The sequence below is a fragment of the Streptosporangium longisporum genome, from assembly GCF_039534895.1.
Taxonomy (GTDB): domain Bacteria; phylum Actinomycetota; class Actinomycetes; order Streptosporangiales; family Streptosporangiaceae; genus Streptosporangium; species Streptosporangium longisporum.
In genome coordinates this window covers 143,974-164,103 of the sequence record NZ_BAAAWD010000015.1, presented here as the reverse complement: position 1 = coordinate 164,103, position 20,130 = coordinate 143,974, and the positions used below count along the sequence as shown (strand labels likewise).

At 72.9% G+C, this 20,130-nt stretch carries 18 protein-coding genes and 1 pseudogene; 17 read left to right on the top strand and 2 right to left on the bottom strand.

The genetic code is table 11. The features are described 5' to 3' along the window. Window positions 1-25: 25 nt before the first annotated feature. Both ABD832_RS27155 and ABD832_RS27150 read left to right on the top strand, forming a co-directional pair. Entirely contained in the window at window positions 26-1,564 is a 1,539-nt protein-coding gene (locus ABD832_RS27155; RefSeq protein WP_344900341.1) for a glycoside hydrolase family 5 protein, read from the top strand. A gap of 127 nt (window positions 1,565-1,691) precedes the next feature. Next, the gene (locus ABD832_RS27150; RefSeq protein ID WP_344900339.1) at window positions 1,692-4,745 is read left to right on the top strand and encodes an endo-1,4-beta-xylanase; all 3,054 of its coding nucleotides are present in this window, start codon (window positions 1,692-1,694) and stop codon (window positions 4,743-4,745) included. A gap of 138 nt (window positions 4,746-4,883) precedes the next feature. On the opposite strand, the gene ABD832_RS27145 is transcribed toward ABD832_RS27150, so the two are convergent. Further along, on the bottom strand, window positions 4,884-5,573 hold the full coding sequence (locus ABD832_RS27145; protein ID WP_344900337.1) for a MerR family transcriptional regulator: 690 nt from the start codon (window positions 5,571-5,573) through the stop codon (window positions 4,884-4,886). Between the two features lie 86 nt (window positions 5,574-5,659). On the opposite strand from ABD832_RS27145, the gene ABD832_RS27140 reads away from it, so the two are divergent. After that, window positions 5,660-6,136: a DUF6194 family protein gene (locus ABD832_RS27140; protein WP_344900335.1), complete on the top strand. Its 477-nt coding sequence runs from the start codon at window positions 5,660-5,662 to the stop codon at window positions 6,134-6,136. Window positions 6,137-6,199: 63 nt separating this feature from the next. Here the strand turns inward: ABD832_RS27140 and ABD832_RS27135 are convergent, their stop codons facing one another. Further along, window positions 6,200-6,814, bottom strand: a complete 615-nt coding sequence (locus ABD832_RS27135; RefSeq protein WP_344900333.1) for a DUF4142 domain-containing protein — start codon at window positions 6,812-6,814, stop codon at window positions 6,200-6,202. Window positions 6,815-7,118: 304 nt separating this feature from the next. On the opposite strand from ABD832_RS27135, the gene ABD832_RS27130 reads away from it, so the two are divergent. The 14 genes and pseudogenes from ABD832_RS27130 (at window position 7,119) to paaI (ending at window position 20,090) form a co-directional block, all read left to right on the top strand. After that, complete coding sequence (locus ABD832_RS27130; protein ID WP_344900331.1) at window positions 7,119-7,718, top strand: sulfite oxidase-like oxidoreductase; 600 nt, start codon at window positions 7,119-7,121, stop codon at window positions 7,716-7,718. Further along, the gene (locus ABD832_RS27125) at window positions 7,688-8,446 is read left to right on the top strand and encodes a ferredoxin reductase (protein WP_344900329.1); all 759 of its coding nucleotides are present in this window, start codon (window positions 7,688-7,690) and stop codon (window positions 8,444-8,446) included. Before ABD832_RS27130 ends, ABD832_RS27125 begins: the two co-directional genes overlap by 31 nt. Beyond that, window positions 8,443-8,715: a DUF6510 family protein gene (locus tag ABD832_RS27120; protein WP_344900327.1), complete on the top strand. Its 273-nt coding sequence runs from the start codon at window positions 8,443-8,445 to the stop codon at window positions 8,713-8,715. The genes ABD832_RS27125 and ABD832_RS27120 overlap by 4 nt, the downstream gene beginning before the upstream one ends. Before the next feature lie 188 nt (window positions 8,716-8,903). Next, the gene (locus ABD832_RS27115; protein WP_344900325.1) at window positions 8,904-10,526 is read left to right on the top strand and encodes an amino acid adenylation domain-containing protein; all 1,623 of its coding nucleotides are present in this window, start codon (window positions 8,904-8,906) and stop codon (window positions 10,524-10,526) included. A gap of 12 nt (window positions 10,527-10,538) precedes the next feature. Continuing rightward, window positions 10,539-10,757 (top strand): acyl carrier protein, encoded by a 219-nt coding sequence (locus ABD832_RS27110; protein WP_344900323.1) that lies wholly within the window; start codon window positions 10,539-10,541, stop codon window positions 10,755-10,757. Next, window positions 10,754-12,076 carry a flavin monoamine oxidase family protein gene (locus tag ABD832_RS27105; protein ID WP_344900321.1) on the top strand — a complete coding sequence of 441 codons (1,323 nt, stop codon included), beginning with the start codon at window positions 10,754-10,756 and terminating at the stop codon, window positions 12,074-12,076. Before ABD832_RS27110 ends, ABD832_RS27105 begins: the two co-directional genes overlap by 4 nt. Window positions 12,077-12,086: 10 nt before the next feature. Beyond that, a pseudogene (locus ABD832_RS42300) lies at window positions 12,087-12,890 on the top strand (AMP-binding protein); the annotation flags it as partial. 91 nt (window positions 12,891-12,981) lie between these two features. Further along, window positions 12,982-13,791, top strand: coding sequence for an AMP-binding enzyme (locus ABD832_RS27090; RefSeq protein WP_344900315.1), 810 nt, complete (start codon window positions 12,982-12,984; stop codon window positions 13,789-13,791). Next, on the top strand, window positions 13,788-15,152 hold the full coding sequence (locus ABD832_RS27085) for a KamA family radical SAM protein (protein ID WP_344900313.1): 1,365 nt from the start codon (window positions 13,788-13,790) through the stop codon (window positions 15,150-15,152). The genes ABD832_RS27090 and ABD832_RS27085 overlap by 4 nt, the downstream gene beginning before the upstream one ends. Next, window positions 15,149-16,261 (top strand): ATP-grasp domain-containing protein, encoded by a 1,113-nt coding sequence (locus ABD832_RS27080; RefSeq protein ID WP_344900311.1) that lies wholly within the window; start codon window positions 15,149-15,151, stop codon window positions 16,259-16,261. The genes ABD832_RS27085 and ABD832_RS27080 overlap by 4 nt, the downstream gene beginning before the upstream one ends. Before the next feature lie 4 nt (window positions 16,262-16,265). Next, on the top strand, window positions 16,266-17,495 hold the full coding sequence (locus tag ABD832_RS27075) for an AMP-binding protein (protein ID WP_344900309.1): 1,230 nt from the start codon (window positions 16,266-16,268) through the stop codon (window positions 17,493-17,495). Further along, the gene (locus ABD832_RS27070) at window positions 17,492-18,796 is read left to right on the top strand and encodes an MFS transporter (protein WP_344900307.1); all 1,305 of its coding nucleotides are present in this window, start codon (window positions 17,492-17,494) and stop codon (window positions 18,794-18,796) included. Before ABD832_RS27075 ends, ABD832_RS27070 begins: the two co-directional genes overlap by 4 nt. Continuing rightward, entirely contained in the window at window positions 18,793-19,671 is an 879-nt protein-coding gene (locus ABD832_RS27065) for an SDR family NAD(P)-dependent oxidoreductase (RefSeq protein WP_344900305.1), read from the top strand. The genes ABD832_RS27070 and ABD832_RS27065 overlap by 4 nt, the downstream gene beginning before the upstream one ends. Continuing rightward, complete coding sequence (gene paaI / locus ABD832_RS27060) at window positions 19,668-20,090, top strand: hydroxyphenylacetyl-CoA thioesterase PaaI (RefSeq protein WP_344900303.1); 423 nt, start codon at window positions 19,668-19,670, stop codon at window positions 20,088-20,090. Before ABD832_RS27065 ends, paaI begins: the two co-directional genes overlap by 4 nt. The last annotated feature ends 40 nt before the right edge of the window (window positions 20,091-20,130 follow it).

Here is a 20,130-nt window from a genome sequence, read left to right as displayed (position 1 = left end):
TTCGTCGTGTAGGAAGCGAGAAACAATGACCTTGAGCGTTGCCGGATCCCGTCTCGTCGACGCGGCCGGCACCCCGGTACGGCTGCGCGGAGTGGGCCTCGGGGGCTGGCTGAACATGGAGAACTTCATCACCGGCTACCCGGCCAACGAGGCGTCGATGCGCACGGCCGTCCGGGAGGCGCTGGGCGAGGAACGCGCCGAGATGTTCTTCGACCGCCTGCTCACCTCCTTCTTCGGGCCGGACGACGCCGCGCTGCTGGCCGGGCTCGGTACCAACTGCGTGCGTATCCCCATCAACTACCGCCACCTGGAGTCCGACGACCGCCCCTTCGAGATCGACGAGCACGGCTTCCGTCACCTGGACCGGGTGATCCGCCTGCTCGGCGAGCACGGCATCTACAGCGTCATCGACCTGCACGCCCTGCCCGGCGCGCAGAACCAGCACTGGCACTCCGACAACCCCACCCACATCGCGGCGTTCTGGCAGCACCGCCACTTCCAGGACCGCGCCGTCCACCTGTGGGAGGTCGTGGCCGACCGCTACCGCGACAACCCCTGGGTGGCCGGCTACAACCCGGTCAACGAGCCCGGCGACCCGAGCGGGCAGGTCGTCGGCCCCTTCTACGACCGCCTGGTCAAGGCCGTGCGCGCCGTCGACCCGGGCCACGTGCTGTTCCTGGACGGCAACACCTACTCCACCGACTTCTCGATCTTCCGCGAGGTGTACGAGAACACCGTCTTCGTCTGCCACGACTACGCGCTGGCCGGGTTCGCGCACGGCGGCCCCTACCCCGGGCACACCCGGGGGGAGTGGGTGGACCGCGAGCAGCTGGAGCGCTCCTTCGAGCGCCGGACCGTCTTCCAGCGCGAGACCGGCACCCCCATCTGGGTCGGCGAGTTCGGCCCGGTCTACACCGGGAACCCGGAGATCGACCGGCAGCGCTACCAGATCCTCCGCGACCAGCTGGAGATCTTCGACGCGCACGAGGCCGGCTGGTCGCTGTGGACCTACAAGGACGTCGGCCTGCAGGGGCTGGTCTGCGCGGGCGAGCCGTACATGAGCCGGTTCGGCGACTTCATCGCCAAGAAGCAGCGGCTGGGCGCGGACCGGTGGGGATCGACGATGGAGGAGGCGGCGAGCGAGCTGGCGCCGCTGCACCGCCTGATGGAGACCGAGTTCCCCTCCTGGGACCCCTACCCCTGGGGCGCCCGGTACCAGGTCGACGACCTGATCCGGCACATCCTCATCGCGCAGGCGCTGCTCCCGGAGTACGCCGGGCTGCTGCGCGACCGCTCCGACGAGGAGCTGGTCGCCCTGGCCGACTCGTTCGCGCTCGCCCGGTGCAGCCGGCGGCAGCCGCTGCTGGACCTGCTCGCCGAGAACCTGCGCGCCGGGGATCCGCTCGGAGGGGATCTCCTCGGCGGGGACTCGCACGCGGGGAACCCGGGCACGGGGAACTCGCACGCTGGGAACTCGCACGCGGGGAACTCGGGCGAGCAGGACCCGCACGCCGGGGACCCGCTCGGGAGGGAGCGGCTCGGGCAGAACTCGCTCGGGGCCTGATGCCCGGCGGCTCCTAGGTAGTAGATATCCAGAAAAATCAGGAAAGGCGTGGTATCCCGGGAAGGCCGTCACACCCCCCACCGTCCCCTTCGTTTCCACTCCTACCTGACCGAGGAGCACCGGAAAGATGCGCGCCCCCCGGCCGCGGGCAACGGCCCTGGCCCTGCTGTCCCTCGCCCTGTCCCTGCTGGCCGGAACGGTGGCGGGCCTGCCCGCCACCCCGGCCGCCCACGCCTCCACGACCGACGCCTCCACCGCCCACGCCTCCGTCACGCACACGTCCGCCGCGCAGGCGTCCGCCGCCACGATCGTCACCTACGACTTCGAGTCCGGGACCCAGGGCTGGGAGCCGCGGGGCTCGGGGGTCTCGGTCGCGACCACCCCCGACGCCGCGCACGGCGGCGCCCGCTCCCTGCTCACCACCGGCCGTACCGACACCTGGCACGGCGCGGCCGTCACCCCGCCGTTCGAGAAGGGCGTCGCCTACGAGGTGTCCGCGTGGGCACGGGCCGCGGCCGGGCAGGAGTCCTCGACGGTCGCGCTCACCGTGCAGCGCACCCCCGCCGGGGGCGAGGCCGTCTACGAGCGGGTCGCGGCGGCCACCGTCACCGATTCCGCCTGGGTCCGCCTGACGGGCACCTACACCTACACCGCCGACTCCACGCTGTCGCTGTACGCCGAGAGCTCGGTGGCGGCCGTCGCGTTCCACCTCGACGACATCGTGGTCACCGCCGACACCGACCCGGCCAGGTCCGGTCTGACCAGCGACTTCGAGACCGGGACCACCGAGGGGTGGACCTCGCGCGGCGGCGCCGTCCTGACCGCCGAGGCGGGCTCCGCGCACGACGGCGCGTACGGCCTGGGCGTCACCGACCGGCAGGCGTCCTGGGACGGCCCGTCCCGGACGGTGCTCGGCAAGCTGGCCAAGGGATCGAAGTACGACCTGTCGGTCTGGGTGCGCAGCGCCACCGCCCAGAGCGTGAGCCTGTCGATCGAACGGCGCTCGGGCGAGACCCCGTCCTACGACCGGGTCGCCGGGCCCCGCGACCTGGCCGCCGGCGAGTGGACCCGGCTCGCGGGCACCTACCTGCTCGCCCACGACGCCGACTTCCTGAGCGTCTACGTCGAGTCGGCCGAGGGGACGGCGCCGTTCGCCGTCGACGACTTCCGGCTGGCCTACATCGAGCCCAAGCCGGTGCAGACCGACATCCCCTCGCTCAAGGACGTGGTGCCGTTCACGATCGGCGCGGCCTTCGAACGGGCCGCCACCCTCGGCGAGCACGCCAAGCTGATCACCAAGCACTACGAGAGCGTCACCCCGGGCAACAGCCTCAAGTGGGACGCCACCGAACCGGCCGAGGGACAGTTCACCTTCGCCGAGGGCGACCACCTGGTGGACTGGGCGACCGGCAACGGCCTGAGGGTGCGCGGCCACACCCTGGTCTGGCACAGCCAGACGCCCGCCTGGGTCTTCGAGGGCGCCACCAAGGAGATCCTGCTGCGCCGGATGGAGAACCACATCCGCGCCGTGATGGGCCGCTACAAGGGCAGGATCGACACCTGGGACGTGGTCAACGAGGTCGTCGACGAGAACCGGCCCGACGGGCTGCGCCGCTCCCCGTGGTTCGAGATCGCCGGCCTGGACTACATCCGCACCGCCTTCCGGGTGGCCCGCGAGGTCGACCCGGACGCGACGCTCGTCATCAACGACTACAACACCGAGTTCCCCCGCAAGCGGCAGGCGCTGTACGACCTGGTCGCGAAGCTGCGCGCCGAGGGCGTCCCGATCGACGCGGTCGGCCACCAGCTGCACGTCAACGTCGAGCAGCCGCCCGCCTCGTACATCGAGGACACGATCGAGAAGTTCGCCGGCCTGGGCGTCGAGCAGCAGGTCACCGAGCTGGACGTGAGCGTCTACACCGACTTCGTGAGCTCCTACGAGACGGTCCCGGCCGAGGTCCTCGCCCTGCAGGGACACCGCTACCGGGAGATCTTCGACGTCTTCCGGCGCCAGGCGGAGCACCTGTCGTCGGTGACGATCTGGGGCGTGGCCGACGACGCGACCTGGCTGTCCACCTTCCCCATCGCGCGGCTCAACCCGCCGCTGCCGTTCGACGACGAGCTCCAGGCCAAGCCCGCGTACTGGGGCATCGTCGATGCGTCCAGGCTGCCGCCGCTCGTCCGGTCCCTGAACGTGCCCGCGGGCACGGTGCGGGTGGACGGCAAGCGGGACGGCGAGTGGGACCTGCTGCCCGGCGCCCCCGTGCCCCGGGTCGGCGGGCTGTCCGCGACCTGGCAGGCGCGCGTCGCGTCCACCGGCCCGTCCGGGGGCCTGTACGTGCTGGCCGAGGTCGTCGACGCCACCGTGAGCAAGGACGACTCCGTCACCTTCACCGTGGACGGCACGCCGTACCGCGTCCGGCGGGGCGGCACGCACGCCCACGGGTTCAAGGCGCACACCAAGCCGACCGCGACCGGCTACCGGGTCGAGGCGCTGCTGCCCCTGCCGGCCGGTACGGGCACGACGGCCGACGCGCGGGTCGTGGTGGACGACGCGACCGGCGGGGAGACCTCCTGGGCGGGGAGACTGACGTTCGTCCCGGCCGTCAGGACCGCCCTGGCGCCCAGGGGCGCGCCCGTGGTGGACGGCGTCGCCGAGGCCGCCTGGAACAGGGCACCGGAGATCACCACCGGCACCCGCGTCCAGGGCACCTCCGGCGCGACCGCCAGGGTCAGGGCCGTGTGGAACGCCGGGGTCCTGTACGTCCTGGCCCGGGTGACCGATCCGGTGCTCAGTGAGGAGTCGCCCGACGCCTGGTCGCAGGACTCCGTCGAGATCTTCGTGGACCCGCAGAACAACAAGACCAGGGGGTACGACGACGACGACGGCCAGTACCGGGTGAGCTTCACCGGCAGGCGGACCGTGGGCGGCACGTTCGACGCGTTCGCGGTCCGGGACAACCTGACCGCCGCGGCCGTGCGGACCTCCGGCGGCTACCTGGTCGAGGCGGCGATCAGGCTGCCCACCGTCACCCTGGCCAAGGACACCCTGCTCGGCTTCGACGTGCAGGTCAACGACGCCACCGGCGCCGCCCGAACGGCCGCCGCGACCTGGAACGACCCGACCGGTCGTGGCTACGTCGACACGTCGAGGTGGGGCGTGCTCCGGCTCGTCCCGTAATCACCCGCAGGCCGGTCCGACCGGCACCGCCGGCCGTCGGTCGGCCCTCATGCCCCGGCCGCCGGGTCCCGCTCCGCGAGGGCGGGACCCGGCGGCCGGTCGCGTGCCGGCCCCCCGTTCCCGGCCCGGGACCCCCTCTCACGCCGGTGGGATCAACGCGCCGAGCGCGGCGGCGGCGTCGAGGAGGGCCCTGGAGCGGGCGTCGATGCCCGCCTCCCGGGCGGACAGCGCGGCCGTCACCTCGTCCCACCGGCGGGCGCCGCGCAGCTGCGGCATCAGGGTGCGGAGCGCGGCGACGCGGTGTCCGGCCCTGCGCAGCTGGTGGACGATCCGGGCGTCCCGCACGTCGTCGGGGAAGTACCGCCGCGGTCCCGCCGGGGAGTCCCGGCGGGGCACCACCAGGCCCTCCGCGTCCCAGTGCCGCAGCGTCGAGGTCCGCACCCCCAGCGCGACGGCGAGCTCGGAGACGCTCATGACGTCCGACGGGCGCACGTCGCCGATCGGCTCCTCGGAGATCGTCGCGGCGGCCCGCCTGGCCAGCGCGAGGTCCCGCCGCTCGGTGTCGAGCCGGGCGTGCGCCGCGTCGAGCAGGGCGAGCAGCTCCGGCAGAGGGCGGGTGTGCGCCGCGCGCATGATCCGTCTTGCCTCGGCCGGCCCCGTCCCGGCCGCGAGGGCCCGGTAGGCCAGCGCCGAGCGCACGTGCGTCTCGTCGTAGACCCGGTATCCCGTGGCGGTGCGCGCCGCCACGGGCAGCACGCCGTCGCGTTCGAGATCGCGCACCTGCTGGACGGAGCACCCGGCACGCCGTGCGACGTCGATCGTCCTCATGACGGCGACTTGTGACTTCTCACCGCTCCACCTGGGAGTGTCCGGGGTGAAGTCTCCACAAGCACATGAATGAAACGCTACAGCACATGAGCATCGACGAGATCATCGAATTCCTCGGCGGCCTGGAAGGGGTCCTGGTCCTGCGGCCGGTGCCCGGCGACGGCTCACCCGAGATCAGCTGGGGCGACGCGTTCTTCTACCACGCGCCCGACGGCAAGGTCCCGGAGCGGACCCAGCCCTTCGCGACGATCGTGACGAAGGACTACCCGGACGACGAGCGCTCACGACTGGACCGCCCCGGCGCCTTCCGCCTCAACCTCTTCGCGGGCAAGGACGCCTTCGCCCGGCACACGGGCCGCGGGCCGCGCGACCCGGAGCCGGACGGGACCGACCCCAGTGTGGCCGACACCGTGATCGCCCACCCCGTCTACGGCACCCTGGGCTGGCTGGCCGTGGTGAACCCGGGGCCGCGGACGGAGCCCGCGGTCCGGGAGCTGCTCCGCGCGGCCCACGACCTGGCCCGTTCCCGTCACCTGCGGCGTGCCGGCTCGGAGTCGCCGTAGACCTCCGGCCCGGCCCCGCTCCACCGGGAGCGGGGCGGGGCCCGCGGTCGCCGATGAGGTGGCTCAGCTCTCCGAAGGGCCGGGGGTCGGGGTCTCCTCGGCCTGGAGCAGCATGTCGAGGTGCCTCTGCACCACCGGCTTGGCGGTGACGGCGATCTGCTTCACCTCGGGCGACGCGCCGCTCGCGATCTCCTTGTCCACGGCGGCGAGGGTCGCCCGGTGACCGGCGATCTCCGCGGTGATCCAGGCCCTGTCGAACTCGGCGCCGTTCAGCGCCGCCACCTTGTCCAGCTGCTCGCGCTGCGCGGGGGCGGGCGCGTCCGGGAGCTTGACCCCGAGCCGGCCGGCCACCTGCCGTACCGTCGCGTCGAGCTTGGTGTGGTCGGCGATGAACATCTCGCCGAGCTCCAGGACGGTGGCGGCGTTCGGCCGTCCGGACTGGTCGGTGGTCTTCTGCCGGGCCGCCTTGCCCGCCTCGATCTCGGAGAGGTTGGACTGGTGCGCCTTGACCAGGAAGTCCTTGTCCTGCTGGTTGGCGGCCTGCGGCGAGCCCGCCGGCGCGGAGGGGTCGGCGGGCGCCGGGGGCGGCGGGGGCGGGGGCGGCGAGAACGCGAAGGCGGTGGTGCCGCCCGTCATGGCCAGGACGGCGGCCAGCATAATGATCAGCTTTCGAAGCATCGGATCCTCCGTCGGTCCACGATCGGAAACCTCACTCCTCTCACATATGCGCCTATCCATACCGATGTAGCGCTTTGAGCGGTAAATCCTGACAAAAGGACTCATGTGCTTCGTTGGTACGGCGGCCGTCCGCCCGGGGGAGAGGCTCTGCTGGATACGCCCGGTTACTGGGTGTCTGACCGAGTGTGATGAGATTTACCTGTCGCGTCCGTTCGCGTCGCGGCCGGTCCGGGGCCCGCCACGGCCACCGGGCACCGGCCGGACCGGCCGGTCAGGCGACCCCGTCACACAGGAGGTGGGCGTCATGGGCATCGTCTCGCCCGGGTTCTTCGGCCGCCGCCGCGCCGCCAACCCGGACCTGCCGCCGGGGCAGTACCTCACCGAGGACTTCCCCGTCCTGTCGGCCGGGCCCACCCCGCACGTCTCCACCGACGAGTGGGCCTTCGAGATCGTCACCGAGACCGGCGAGACGACCCGCTGGACCTGGGCGGAGCTCGGCGCGCTGCCCCTGGAGCGGTTCACCGTCGACCTGCACTGCGTCACCAAGTGGTCCAAGCTGGCCACCACCTGGCAGGGGGTGTCGCTGGACACCCTGCTGGCCGGGGTGGAGACGTCCGCGGAGTACGCCCTGGCGCACTCCTACGGCGGCTACACCACCAACCTCCCGTTGGAGGACCTGCTCGACGGGAGGGCCTGGATCGCGACCCGCTACGACGGCGAACCCCTGGACCCCGAGCACGGCGGGCCCGCCCGGCTGCTCGTGCCGCACCTGTACCTCTGGAAGAGCGCCAAGTGGGTCCGCGGCATCCGGCTCCTCGACGAGGACCGGCCGGGGTTCTGGGAGGGCGCCGGCTATCATTCCTACGGAGACCCATGGCGCGAGCAACGGTACTGGGGCGACTGACCTGGCGGGTCGCCACGGTCGCCGCCGTCCGCGACGAGACCCCCGGGGCGCGCACGCTCGTCCTGGACGTGCCGGGCTGGCCGGGCCACCTGGCCGGCCAGCACCTCGACGTGCGGCTCACCGCCCCCGACGGCTACTCCACCCAGCGCTCGTACTCCATCGCCTCGGCCTCCGGCGGGGACCGGCTGGAGCTCACCGTCGAGCTGCTGCCCGACGGCGAGGTCTCCCCCTACCTCGCGGGCGTCCTGGCACCGGGCGACCCGCTGGAGGTGCGCGGCCCGATCGGGGGCTGGTTCGTCTGGCGTCCCGAGACGCCGGAGCCGGTGCAGCTCGTCGCGGGCGGCTCCGGCGTGGTCCCGCTGATGGCGATGATCCGCGCCCGCGCCGCGGCCGGTGCCGACGCGCCGTTCCGGCTGCTGTACTCGGCGCGCGAGCCCGGGACGGCCCTCTACCGCGCCGAGCTGGACCGCCTGTCCACCGGCGGCTCCGGCCTGGAGGTCACCTACGCCTACACGCGCCGGGCGCCCGAGGGCTGGGGACGCCCCGCGGCCCGCGTCGACGCGGACCTGCTCGCACGGGCCGTCTGGCCGCCGGAGCGGGAGCCCGCCGTCTTCGTCTGCGGGCCCACCGGCTTCGTCGAGACGGTCGCCGACCTGCTCGTCTCCGCCGGGCACGAGCCCGGCCTGATCCGCACGGAACGCTTCGGCCCCAGTGGAGGACGACCATGACCCAGGACCACATCGACGGCAACGCCGCGGGGGGAGCCCTGCGCGACGTCTTCGCCGTCGACCTGACCGCCGCCACCGGCCGCTGCTCCGCCTGCGACCGGTCCCTCGCCCTGGCCGAGGCGCACCTGTACACCCACGCCCCGGGCCTGGTGGCCCGCTGCCCCGGGTGCGGGGAGGTCGTCTTCCGGCTGGTCCGCGCACCCGGCCGGGCCTGGCTGGACATGCGCGGCATGACCTGCGTCGAGTTCGAGCTGCCCGCCCGGCCCTGACGTCCCGCCCGTCCCCGGTGCCCCGGCCCGCCCGGTCCGGCGGGCCGCGGGCGACCCGTGTTCCGATGCGCCGGCCATTGTGGAGTCGCCGCAGCTCGGAATGGGTGTCCGGCTTTTCGGCGTGAATTTTCCGGGTTTGTGGATCCGGCCGGAAATCGCCCTCACATCAGCTATTTTTCGCCATAATTATGGCGGTTTTTCTCTCTCGTTACAAAGCGCACCTTGGTATAGCATCCCTGGCATTTGGTATGGCATCCAAGGAAGGCGCAGCCGTGCCCGAACCACACCACGACGTAATGACGGCATTCGCCGAAACGGTCAGCCGAAATCCGGGCCGGACGGCGGTGACGCACAACGGCCGATCCCTTACCTACGCCGAACTCGACCTGTGGGTGCGTGCCACGGCGCGACGTCTCGGCCCGGATCCGGGAGTGGTCGGAGTGATCACGTCGCGGTCGCCGGCCACCGTGGCCGCCCTGCTCGGCACGCTGGCCGCGGGCGGTACGTACTGCCCCATCGACCCGGCGTACCCGGAGCCGAGGCGGCGGGCGCTGGCGGCGGCGGGCGGATGCCGCCTGGTGATCACCACCGGGCGGGAGACGCCCGTGCCGCCCGGGACGCGCCCGGTGCCGCTCCCCGGCCTCCCCGAGGCCGCGCACGCTCCCGGTGACACGTCCGGAACCACGCCGCCGGCCTTCGCCACCGGCGATCCGGGCGATCCGGCGTACGTCCTGTTCACCTCCGGCTCCACCGGGGAGCCGAAACCCGTGGTGACCCCGCGCGGGGCCATCGCCACCGCGACCGGCGCGCTGCGCGACCTTTTCGGCCTCACCCCGGCGGACCGCGTGCTGCAGTTCGCGTCGCTGAACTGGGACACCTGCTTCGAGGAGATCCTGCCCACGCTCACCGCGGGCGCGACGCTGGTCTTCCACGACCACGCCCACTCGGGTTCCTTCCGGCGGATGCTGCGGATGCTCGACACCGAGGGGGTCACCGTCCTGGACCTCCCCTCGGCGTTCTGGCACGAACTGGTACGCCACCTGGCGGAGGAGCGGGCGGCGCTGCCCGCGTCCGTGCGGACGGTCGTCGTCGGCGGGGAGGCGGTCAACCCCGCCCGGCTGGCCGACTGGTGCGCGCTCGACACCGGCGCGATCCGCCTGGTCAACACCTACGGATGCACGGAGACCACGCTGGTCACCCATGCCGCCGACCTGAGCGGCCCCCTCGCGGCCGGCCGGCCGGCCCCCTGGGGCCCCGGGGAACGCGTGCCGATCGGGCACCCCCTGCCCCATGTCCTGCAGCACATCGGCGAGGAGGGCGAACTGCTCGTCGGCGGTCCTTCGCTGGCGCTGGGATACGGGGACAGGCCCGACGCGGACGCGGAGCGGTTCGTCGAGCTCGACATCGGCAGTGGTCCCGAACGGTACTTCCGCACCGGCGACCGGGTCGGCCGCAGGGCCGACGGCATGCTCGTCCACGAGGGCAGGCTCGACCACGAGCTCAAGGTGCGTGGCGTCCGGGTGGACCCGGCCGAGGTGGAGGCCCAGATCGCCGGTCACCCGCAGGTGGCCGCCGTGGCGGTGACGGGCGTCACCGTCGCCGACCACACGACGCTCGCGGCCTACGTCGTACCGCGCTCGCCCGGCGGCGCCGTGACGCTGGCCGAGGACGTCCTGAACCACCTGCGCGACCGTTCCCCGGCCCATCTCGTGCCCGGACGGATCACCGTCGTGCCGGAACTCGTCCACACGGCCAGCGGAAAGGTCGACCGGGCGGGCTCGCACCGGCGATACGCATCCACCACCACCTGAAAGGGATTTTCTATGAGCGTGGACGAGTTGACCGACATATTTCGGAACGTTCTAGAAAATAACAATATAAATAGCGACTCAGACTTTTTCCTCATGGGCGGGGATTCCCTGCTCGCCACCCGCGTCCTGAGCGCGGTCGCGCGCACATGCGGCGTGGAACTCGACTTCGACGACTTCCTGGACGCGCCCACCCCCGGGGCCCTGTACAAGAAGATCGCGAGCCTGACGTGAGCGTCGTGGTCGTCGGGGCCGGGCTGGCGGGCCTCACCGCCGCCGCCGACCTGGCGGCGCACGGCCTCGACGTCACCGTCCTCGAGGCGCGTGACCGGGTCGGGGGCCGCATGCGCGGCATCGAGGTCGCGCCCGGCGGCTGGGTGGACGCCGGCGCGGCGTACCTCGGCGACCGCCACACCGCGCTGACCGCCCTGATGACCGGGCTGGACCTGAAGACCACGCCCGCCACCGTGGACGGCGACAGCCGCTTCGCGCTCGGCGGCGACGAGCGCACCAGGCCCGGCCGGTTCCCCCCGTTGTCCGCGGTCGCGCTCGGTGAGATGTTCGACGCGCTGGACGAGCTGGTCCGCACCCCGGGCCTGGACGCCCCGTGGTCGGCGGCGGACGCCGCCCGCCTCGACGCGCTGACCGCGGCCGAGTGGGCGGGCGAGCACCTGCGCCATCCGGACGCGCGGCTGTTCTTCCCGTTGTTCCTCGGGGAGATGATGGCCGCCGACCCGGCGGACGTGTCCGTCCTGCACATGGCGTTCTACCTCCGCTCCGGAGGCGGGATCCGCTACCTGAACGCGTTCGAGGGCGGTGCTCAGGAGCACCGGATCGCCGGTGGGGCGCACCGGGTGTGCGAACGGCTGGCCGCCGGGCCGGGTGTCCGGGTACGCCTGAACGAGCCGGTGCGCGCGATCCACCAGGACGACGACGGCGTGACCGTGACGGCCCCCGCCGGATCGCTGCGGGCCGACGCCGTGGTGGTCGCGGTGCCGCCGTCGCTGGCCGGCACGATCGACCACCGTCCTGCCCTGCCCGCACCCCGATCCACCGGACGCACGGCGCCCGGGTGCGCGGTGAAGGTGCACCTGGTCTACCCGGCGCCCGCCTGGCGGGAGCACGGGCTGTCCGGCTGGTCGGTCAGCGCGCGGGGCCCCCTGCTGTCCACCGTGGACGACTCGCCCGCGGACGGCGGGGTGGGCGTGCTGACCGGGTTCGTGACCGGCAGGGAGGCGCACCGGTTCTCGCGGCTGTCCGAGGACGAACGGCGCGAGCGGGCGTTCGCCCAGGCCGCGCGGCTCTTCCCCGGCCTGCCCCGGCCGATCGGGTTCCACGCCACCGACTGGGTCGGCGAGACCTACAGCCGCGGATGCTACGCGGCGCTCTTCGGACCGGGGGACTGGCTCCGGCTCGGCCCGCACCTGACGACCCCGCACCGGCGGGTGCACTGGGCCGGCACCGAGACGAGCGTGGAGTTCTTCGGCCTGATGGAAGGTGCCGTCCGGTCGGGACACCGGGCGGCCGCGGAGATCATCGCGACGTACAGATGAAGGGACATCCATGCCTGACGCCACCTCGATCGCGCCGTTGCCGGTCCGAAAATCACTGATGACCGAGCCGGACCTCGGCGCGGGGAACTTCCTGCAGTACGCCCTGGAGACCAACCCCAATCGCGGGGTGCCGTTCGTGTACAGCCACCACGACGACCACCGCGGCCGGGTGGTGCTGCGCGGCCACAGCCTGACCGACCTCGCGGCGCTGCGCGACCGGTACGCCGCCTGGTACCACGCCAACGGCGCACGGCCCGGCGAGCCGGTGGGCGTCGTGGTGGGGGAGGGGCTCGAGCCGCTGATCCACTTCCTGGCCCTCACCGCGCTCGGCGCCGTACCGGCGATGGTCAACGACGCGATGCGGCTCGACACCATGGTCCGCTACCTCGACCACGTCGGTGTCACCGGTGTGGTGGCCGACGACCCGGCCCGGCTGAGCCTCGCCTACCGTGACGCGCCGCACAACAGGCCGCGCTTCGTCGTCCCGGCCGCGGAGGTGAGGGCCCACGGCGCCGACCCGTCCGCGCTTCCCGCCGAGTACCCCTACCGGCACGCCCCGGACGACGTCGTGGCGCTGATCCACTCCTCCGGCACCACCGGCACGCCCAAGTCGACGATCCTGGGCCACCGGCAGTTCTGGGAGGGCAAGCAGCCGCGGATGCTCCGCTTCCCCGCCGAGCCGTACGACAGGCTGATGTCCCTGATGCCGCACACCCACGCGGGCGGGCTCAGCTACTTCCTCACCGCCGTGCTGCTCGGCCTGCCGACCGTGGTCATGGCGGACTGGCGGCGCGCGGCCGTGGAACCGGTCATGGAGGCGTTCCAGCCGACCATGATGGCCTCGTTCCCGCGGACGTTCGTCGAGCTCGCCACCGGGGAGCTCCCGGTCAGGGGGGGCGGCGAGGGTGCACTCCTGGTTCAACACCGGGGACAGCGCGCACCACGGGCACATCAGGCGGCTGGTGCAGCTCGGCGAGCGGCCCGCCGGTCTGATCAAGCCGTGGCTGATCCCGGACGGCACCGCGGCGGGCGAGCCGCTGCCCGGCTCCCAGTTCATCGACGGCCTCGGCTCCTCCGAGATGGGGATGGCGCTCTTCGGCCAGGTGACCACGCCCGAGAGCCCCCGGGACGACCGCTGCGTGGGCAAGGCCCAGGAGGCGGTGATCAAGGCCGCGGTACTCGACGAGAACGGCGAGGAGGTCCCCGACGGCACCGTGGGCCTGCTCGCGGTGATCACGCCGTCGCGCACCCCGGGGTACTGGAACGACCCGGGGCTGACCCGCAGCTTCGAGCTCAACGGCTACTGGCTCACCGGCGACGTGGCCCGCAGGGACGGCGAGGGCAACTTCTACCATCTCGACCGGACCGCCGACGTCATCGAGACCGCCGACGGTCCGGTCCACAGCCTGCCCGTCGAGGAGGTCCTCATCGCCGACTGCGCTGCCCTCGTCCAGGACTGCTCGGTCGTCGGCGTCCCCGGGAAGGCGGGGGAGGGGCAGCGCCCGGTCGCCGTGGTGCGGCTGCAGGCCGACGCCGGCGACGTCACCGCCGACGAGGTGCGGGAGAAGGCCAACAAGGCCCTCGCCGACGCGGGCCTGGCCACGCTCGACGCGGTGGTCATCGCCCGGACCGGCGACGACCTGCCCCTCGGTCCCACCGGCAAGGTGCTCAAGCGCGAGCTCCGCACCCGGCACGCCGCGATGTTCACCCGATGAACACCGACGCCTCCCACCGGCCGTACACCTACGTGCGCCGGCCTCTCGTCGAGCCGGACTGGCGGCGCCTGCCGGGCTGGCGCGGCGTCGGCGACGCGCAGTGGCGCGACGCCCGCTGGCAGCGCGCCCACTGCGTGAAGAACGCCGGGGAACTGCGCGCCGTCGTGGGGGACCTGCTCCAGGAATCCTTCTACGCCGACCTGGCGGCCGACGTGGAGCGGTTCGCGACCATGTCCATGCTGATCCCGCCGCAGATGCTCAACGTGATGGCGCCGCAGGCCGAGAGCGACCCCGCCTCCTTCACCGAGGCGTTCATGGCGGACCCGGTCCGCCGGTACATGCTGCCGGTGCGCTCGGACCGCCACCCGCGCTGGCCCAGCCACCCCCGCGCGCAGCGCGACTCGCTGCACGAGGCGGAGATGTGGGTGGTGGAGGGGCTGACCCACCGCTACCCGACCAAGGTCCTGGCCGAGCTGGTGGCCACCTGCCCGCAGTACTGCGGGCACTGCACCCGGATGGACCTGGTCGGCACCTCGACCCCGCAGGTCGTCAAGACCCGGCTCGTCCTCAAGCCGGCCGACCGGCAGGAGCTGATGCTGGACTACCTCAAGCGCACGCCCGGCGTGCGGGACGTGGTGGTCTCGGGCGGCGACGTGGCCAACGTGCCCTGGCCCCGGCTGGAGACGTTCGTGCTGCGGCTGCTGGAACTGGAGTCCGTACGCGACATCCGGCTGGCGACCAAGGCGCTGGTCGGCCTGCCGCAGCACTGGCTCCAGCCCGGCGTGGTCGAGGGGATGGCCCGGATCGCGGGCCTCGCCCGGCGCCGCGGGGTGAACCTGGCCGTGCACACCCACGCCAACCACGTCCGGTCGGTGACGCCGCTGGTGGCCGAGGCCGCCAGGGCCCTGCTGGACGCGGGGGTGCGCGACGTGCGCAACCAGGGCGTGCTCCTGCGAGGGGTGAACACCACCCCGGCCGACCTGCTGGACCTGTGCTTCGCCCTGCAGGGCGAGGCGGGCATCCTGCCGTACTACCTCTACCTCTGCGACATGATCCCCAACGCCGAGCACTGGCGGATCCCGGTGCACCGGGCCCAGCGGCTCCAGGAGGCCATCATGGGCTACCTGCCCGGCTACGCGACGCCGCGCATCGTGTGCGACGTGCCGTACGCCGGCAAGCGCTGGGTGCACCAGGTGGTCGAGTACGACCGGGAACGCGGCATCTCGTACTGGGCCGGGAGCCACGGGACGGGCCTCGACGGCGACGGCCCCCAGGACCGCCGGTTCCCCTTCTACGACCCGATCGACACCTTGCCCGAGTCGGGCCGCCGCTGGTGGGCCGACGGAGAGGGACGACCATGACCCCGGCCACCCCGGCGACCCCCGCGACCCCGGCGACCCCGGCGACCCCCGCGACCCCGGCGACCCTGGTCACCTCCGCGACCCCGGCCACCCCCGTCACCCACGCCGCGAGCACGCTGCGCCGCATGTGCTGGATCTTTCCCGACAGGGAGTCGAGCCGCGCGACCGCGATGTGGCACGACTTCTTCTGGGACGTCTACGCCGACGTGGCCGCCGAACTCGGCCTGAGCTGGACCAGGCACGCGCCCGACGCCGTGACGGTCGACCTGCTGGGTCCCGGCGGGCCGCGCGTCTACGTGGACGACGAGCTCGTCACCCCCGAGGACACGCTCTTCATCACCGCGCTGTACTCGCTGCCGTACCAGTCCATGGACATCTTCAACCAGTACGCGCTGTACGCGGTGCTGGAGCGGGCCGGCTTCTACCTGTCGTTCCCGCCGGGCCTGTCGGCCGTCGCCAACGACAAGCTGGCCACGATGCTCCACCTGAGGGACTCGCCCGTCCCGCCGATCCCCACGCTCCGCATCGGCACCGGGCGGGACATCGGCAAGCACCTGTACGAGGTGGCGCTCAAGGACCTCACCTACCCGGCCATCGTCAAGCCCGCGGGATGGTGCGGCGGCGGCGGGGTCAACCTGGCCCGCGACGCCGAGGAGATCCGGGGCCTGGCCAGCCTCGCGCAGGGCGGCGACACCACCCTCGTCATCCAGCCCTACCTGGGCGACGGCACGGTCGACTACCGGGTCTACGTCGTCGACGGCGAGCCGTACGCCGTCATGAAGCGGATCCCCGAGCCCGGTTCGCCGGTCGCCAACGCCAGCCGCGGCGCCACGATGGAGTTCCCGCCGGTCCCCGCCGAGCTGGCGGAGGCGACGGCGTACTTCTACCGCAAGGTGCCCGTCCCGTTCTTCTGCGTCGACTTCCTGTTCGACGGTGAGCGCTTCTGGTTCTCCGAGCTCGAACCCGACGGCGTGATCGCCCCCGACTACGGCGATCCGGAGCGGAAGCTCCAGCGGGACATCACCCGGGCGCGCTGGATCGCCTACCGCGACGCCCACGCCCGGTGGCTGGCCGCGGGTGCCGTGGACACGACCATCGAAAGCCGGTGACCACATGACCGAATCGTTCTCGCTCTCGCCCGAGGCGGCCGAGCCGCACCTGGGCGTCCCCCGCCGCTCGCTGGAGCGCCTCCGCAGCGTGCCGGAGCTCGCGCCGCGGTACGCGGGCCACGAGAAGGTGCTCACGCTCGGGGACGTCGCCGCCCTGCCCGTCATGGTGAAGGACGACCTGAACGTGGCCCTGGCGCACCTGAGACCGAAGGCCGAGCGCGGCGCCACCTGGCTCTTCCAGAGCGGCGGCAGCACCGGCGCGCCCAAGGTCGGCCACGCCCCCACCGGGTTCTACATGGACGGCGTGTACGAGCGGTGGCGCCCCCTGGAGCGGGACGACGTCTTCGTCAACGCCTGGGGTGCGGGCCGCATGTGGGGCGCCCACTTCCTGGCCGCCGCCTTCGCCGACCTGTCCGGGTGCGACGTCATCGCGCTGGGCTCGGTCGGCAGGGAGGAGTACGGCGACTGGCTGGGGTTCTTCGCCGCCAGGGGCGTGACCGCCATCGGCGGCACGCCGAGCGTGCTGCGGCTGTGGTTCGCGCACGCCCGCGCGGCCGGGACGACCCTTCCCGCGCTGCGCAAGGTGCTCTGGCTCGGGGAGGCGTGGCACCCGCAGCTCGACGAGGACATCGCCGAGGTCGCGCCGCTGGCACGCCGCTGGGGCATGTTCGGCAGCACCGAGACCTGGGTCGCCGGCACCAACACCCCGCGGTGCCCGCCGGACGTCTTCCACCTCCTGCCGGACCAGCTGGTGCACGTGGACGCGGACGAGCTGCTGGACTTCACCACCCTCAACCCGGACATGCTCAACCCGGTGCTGCGGTACCGGACCGGTGACGCGGGCCGGTTCGTGACGTGCGAGTGCGGCGGCGAGGACAGGGCGGTGCGGATCCTGGGCCGCCGCGACTCGGTGGTGCAGGTGCGCGGCCTGGGGCTGCACGTGAACGACGTCGTCGAGCGGGCCGAGCGGGAGCCCGGGGTCTCACGGGCACAGGTCCTGATCACCGAGCGGCGGGGCCGGGTGTCCACGGTGGACGTGCTGCTGCTCACCGACCGGGACGCGCCGCCGGACCTGGCGGAACGGCTGCGCGCGGACCTGATGTCCTCGACGTTCACGATCAGCACGGCGTTCCAGCACGACCCCGGGTCGTTCCGGGTGGAGGTCGTCGACGCGCTGGTCAGCAACGATCGCACCGGGAAGACCGCGGCCTTCGTCGTACGGGAGGAGCCGTGAGGCCGACGGGCTCCCCGGGCTCTTCAGGCTCCCCGGGCTCCCCGAGCTCCGCGGGCCGGGAGTTCAACCTGCTCTGGGGCGGCCAGACGGTGAGCCTCCTCGGGGACCGGATCACGGTGTTCGTGGTGCCCGCCCTGATGATCTTCGCGTTGGACGCCTCGCCGTTCGAGGTGGGCGTCGTGGCCATGGCCCAGTACCTCGGCATCCCCCTGCTGGGACCGGTCGCCGGCGTGCTGGTCGACCGGTGGGACCAGCGCCTGACCCTGATGATGTGCGACCTCGTGAGGCTGGCGGCGGTGGTGGCCATGCCCGTGGCCTACTGGTGGGGGGTGCTCTCGACACCGGTGCTGTTCGCCTGCGTGGCGCTGATCAGCGGCGCCACGATCTTCTTCAACGTCGGGTACCTCGTGGCCGTGCCCGCCACGGTGCCGCAGGACCGGCTGGTCGGGGCGTACTCGCGCCTGGAGGGCAGCAGGACGGTGTCGGAGGTGGCGGGCCCCTCGGTGGCCGCGGGGCTCTACCACGCGCTCGGGGTGGCCGCGCTGCTCGTGGACGCGGCGACCTACCTGGTCTCCGCCCTCTGCCTGCGCGCCATGCGGCCGTGGGGGACCAGGACGGTCCAGCACGGGTCGGTGCTGTCGCGGCTGTCCCTGGGGTTCCGGCTGAACTGGGCCGACCCGGTCCTGCGCCGTGTGATCGTCGCCGCCGTGATCCTGAACTCGGGCGGGCCGATCTTCGTCACGGTCCTGCCGGTGCTCGCGTACCAGGGCCTGGGCGTCTCGGTCGGCGTGTTCGGGGCGGTGATGTCCGCGGCCGCGGTCGGCGCGGTGCTCGGCGCGGTCGCCGCACCCAGGATCGCCGGCAGGCTGGGCCTCGGGCGGACCATGGCGTGGGCGCTCCTGCTCCACTGCCTGGCCGGCGTGGGCGTCCTCGCCGCACCCGCGCTGCCGCCCGCGCTCGTGATCGGCGTGACCATCGGGTTCTACGGCTTCTTCATGTCGTGCATCAACGTCTGCAGCGCCCCGATCAGGCAGTCGCGGATGGCGGCCGAGAACCAGGGGGTGACGCACGCGGCCTTCCGTACCGCCACCTGGGGGGTGATCCCGCTGGCCGCCTTCCTCGGCGGCCTGGCGGTCACCCTGCTGACCGACGACCTCGGCGTGCTCGGCGCGACCAGGACGGTCATGGTCGCCGGCACGCTGCTGGCCGCCCTGTCGTTCCTGCCGGCGACGAGGATCCAGCCGCTGCTCGACCAGGCCGAACGGCGGGCCGAGCCGGAACCCTCGGGGAGCACGCCATGACGGCACGGCGCGGGACGGTGCTGATCACGGGGACGTCGTCGGGCATCGGCCTGGCGACCGCGGTCACCGCGGCCAGGGCGGGGTTCTCCGTGGTGGCCACGGTGCGCGACCCGGACAGGACGCGCGAGCTGAGGGAGGAGGCCGTCCGAGCCGGGGTCGCGCTGGACGTCCGCCGCCTCGACGTCACCGACGAGGAGTCGATCGCCACCTGCCTCCGGGACGTACGGGAGACGTACGGGGGGCTGGACGCGGTGGTCAACAACGCCGGGATCTCCAACTTCGACCCCACGATGGAGATGTCGACGACGCAGGCCCTGCGGGCCAACCTGGAGGTGAACTTCTTCGGGGTCGTCGCGGTGAGCCGTGCCGCGATGCCGCTGCTGCGCGCCGCCGGGGGCCGCCTGCTGAGCGTCGGCAGCGTGCACGGCGTCGTCGGCCAGCCCTTCAACGAGGCGTACGCGGCGGCGAAGTTCGCCGTCGAGGGCTTCATGGAGAGTCTCGCGCCGGTCGCGGCCGAGCACGGCGTCAGGGTCTGCGTGGTCGTGCCCGGCTTCGTGCACGACACCCGGTTCGGCTACTTCCCCGACGTCAACCGGCAGACGATCCAGGCCGCCTCCGGGCCGTACGCGCGGACGTTCTCCGGCTACATCGACCGGCTGGCCGCTCAGGGCTGGGGAGGGGGCCAGTCGAAGTGGGAGGTGGCCGAGGTGGTGGTGGGCGCGCTGACCGCGGAGGAGCCGCCGTTCCGCATCCCGACCAGTGACCGGGTGGCCGGTTATCTGGCGCACAAGCTCGCCGACGGGGACGGGTCGGCCGTCCAGGCCCTGGCCAGGACCTGGGTCGCGGGCACCGAGGCGACGGTGAGGCCCACATGAGCGCGGAGCAGGACCCGTCCAGGACCGGCTACGAGGAGGACCCGGCCTGCCGGTCGCTCGGCATCGTCATCGAGGAGATCACCACGGGACGGGCACGGCTGCGGATGCGCGTCTCCGAGGACATGATGAACGGGCACGGGATCGCCCACGGCGGATACCTCTTCCTCCTCGCCGACGCCGCGTTCTCCTACGCGTGCAACACCCACGGCCCGGTCACGCTGGCGCACAGCGCGCAGGTGACGTTCCTGCGCCCGGCCGCCGCCGGCGACCAGCTGGTGGCCGAGGCGGTGGAGCGCGTCCGCCACGGCAGGGGCGGCGTGTACGACGTGACCGTGCGGCGCGCCTCGGGTGAGGTCGTCGCCGAGTTCCGCGGGCAGAGCGTGATGGTCTCCGGCACACCCGCGAGGACGCCGCGATGAGAGCGGCCGTCACCCCGCGCCGCCCGCGTCCCGCTCCGCG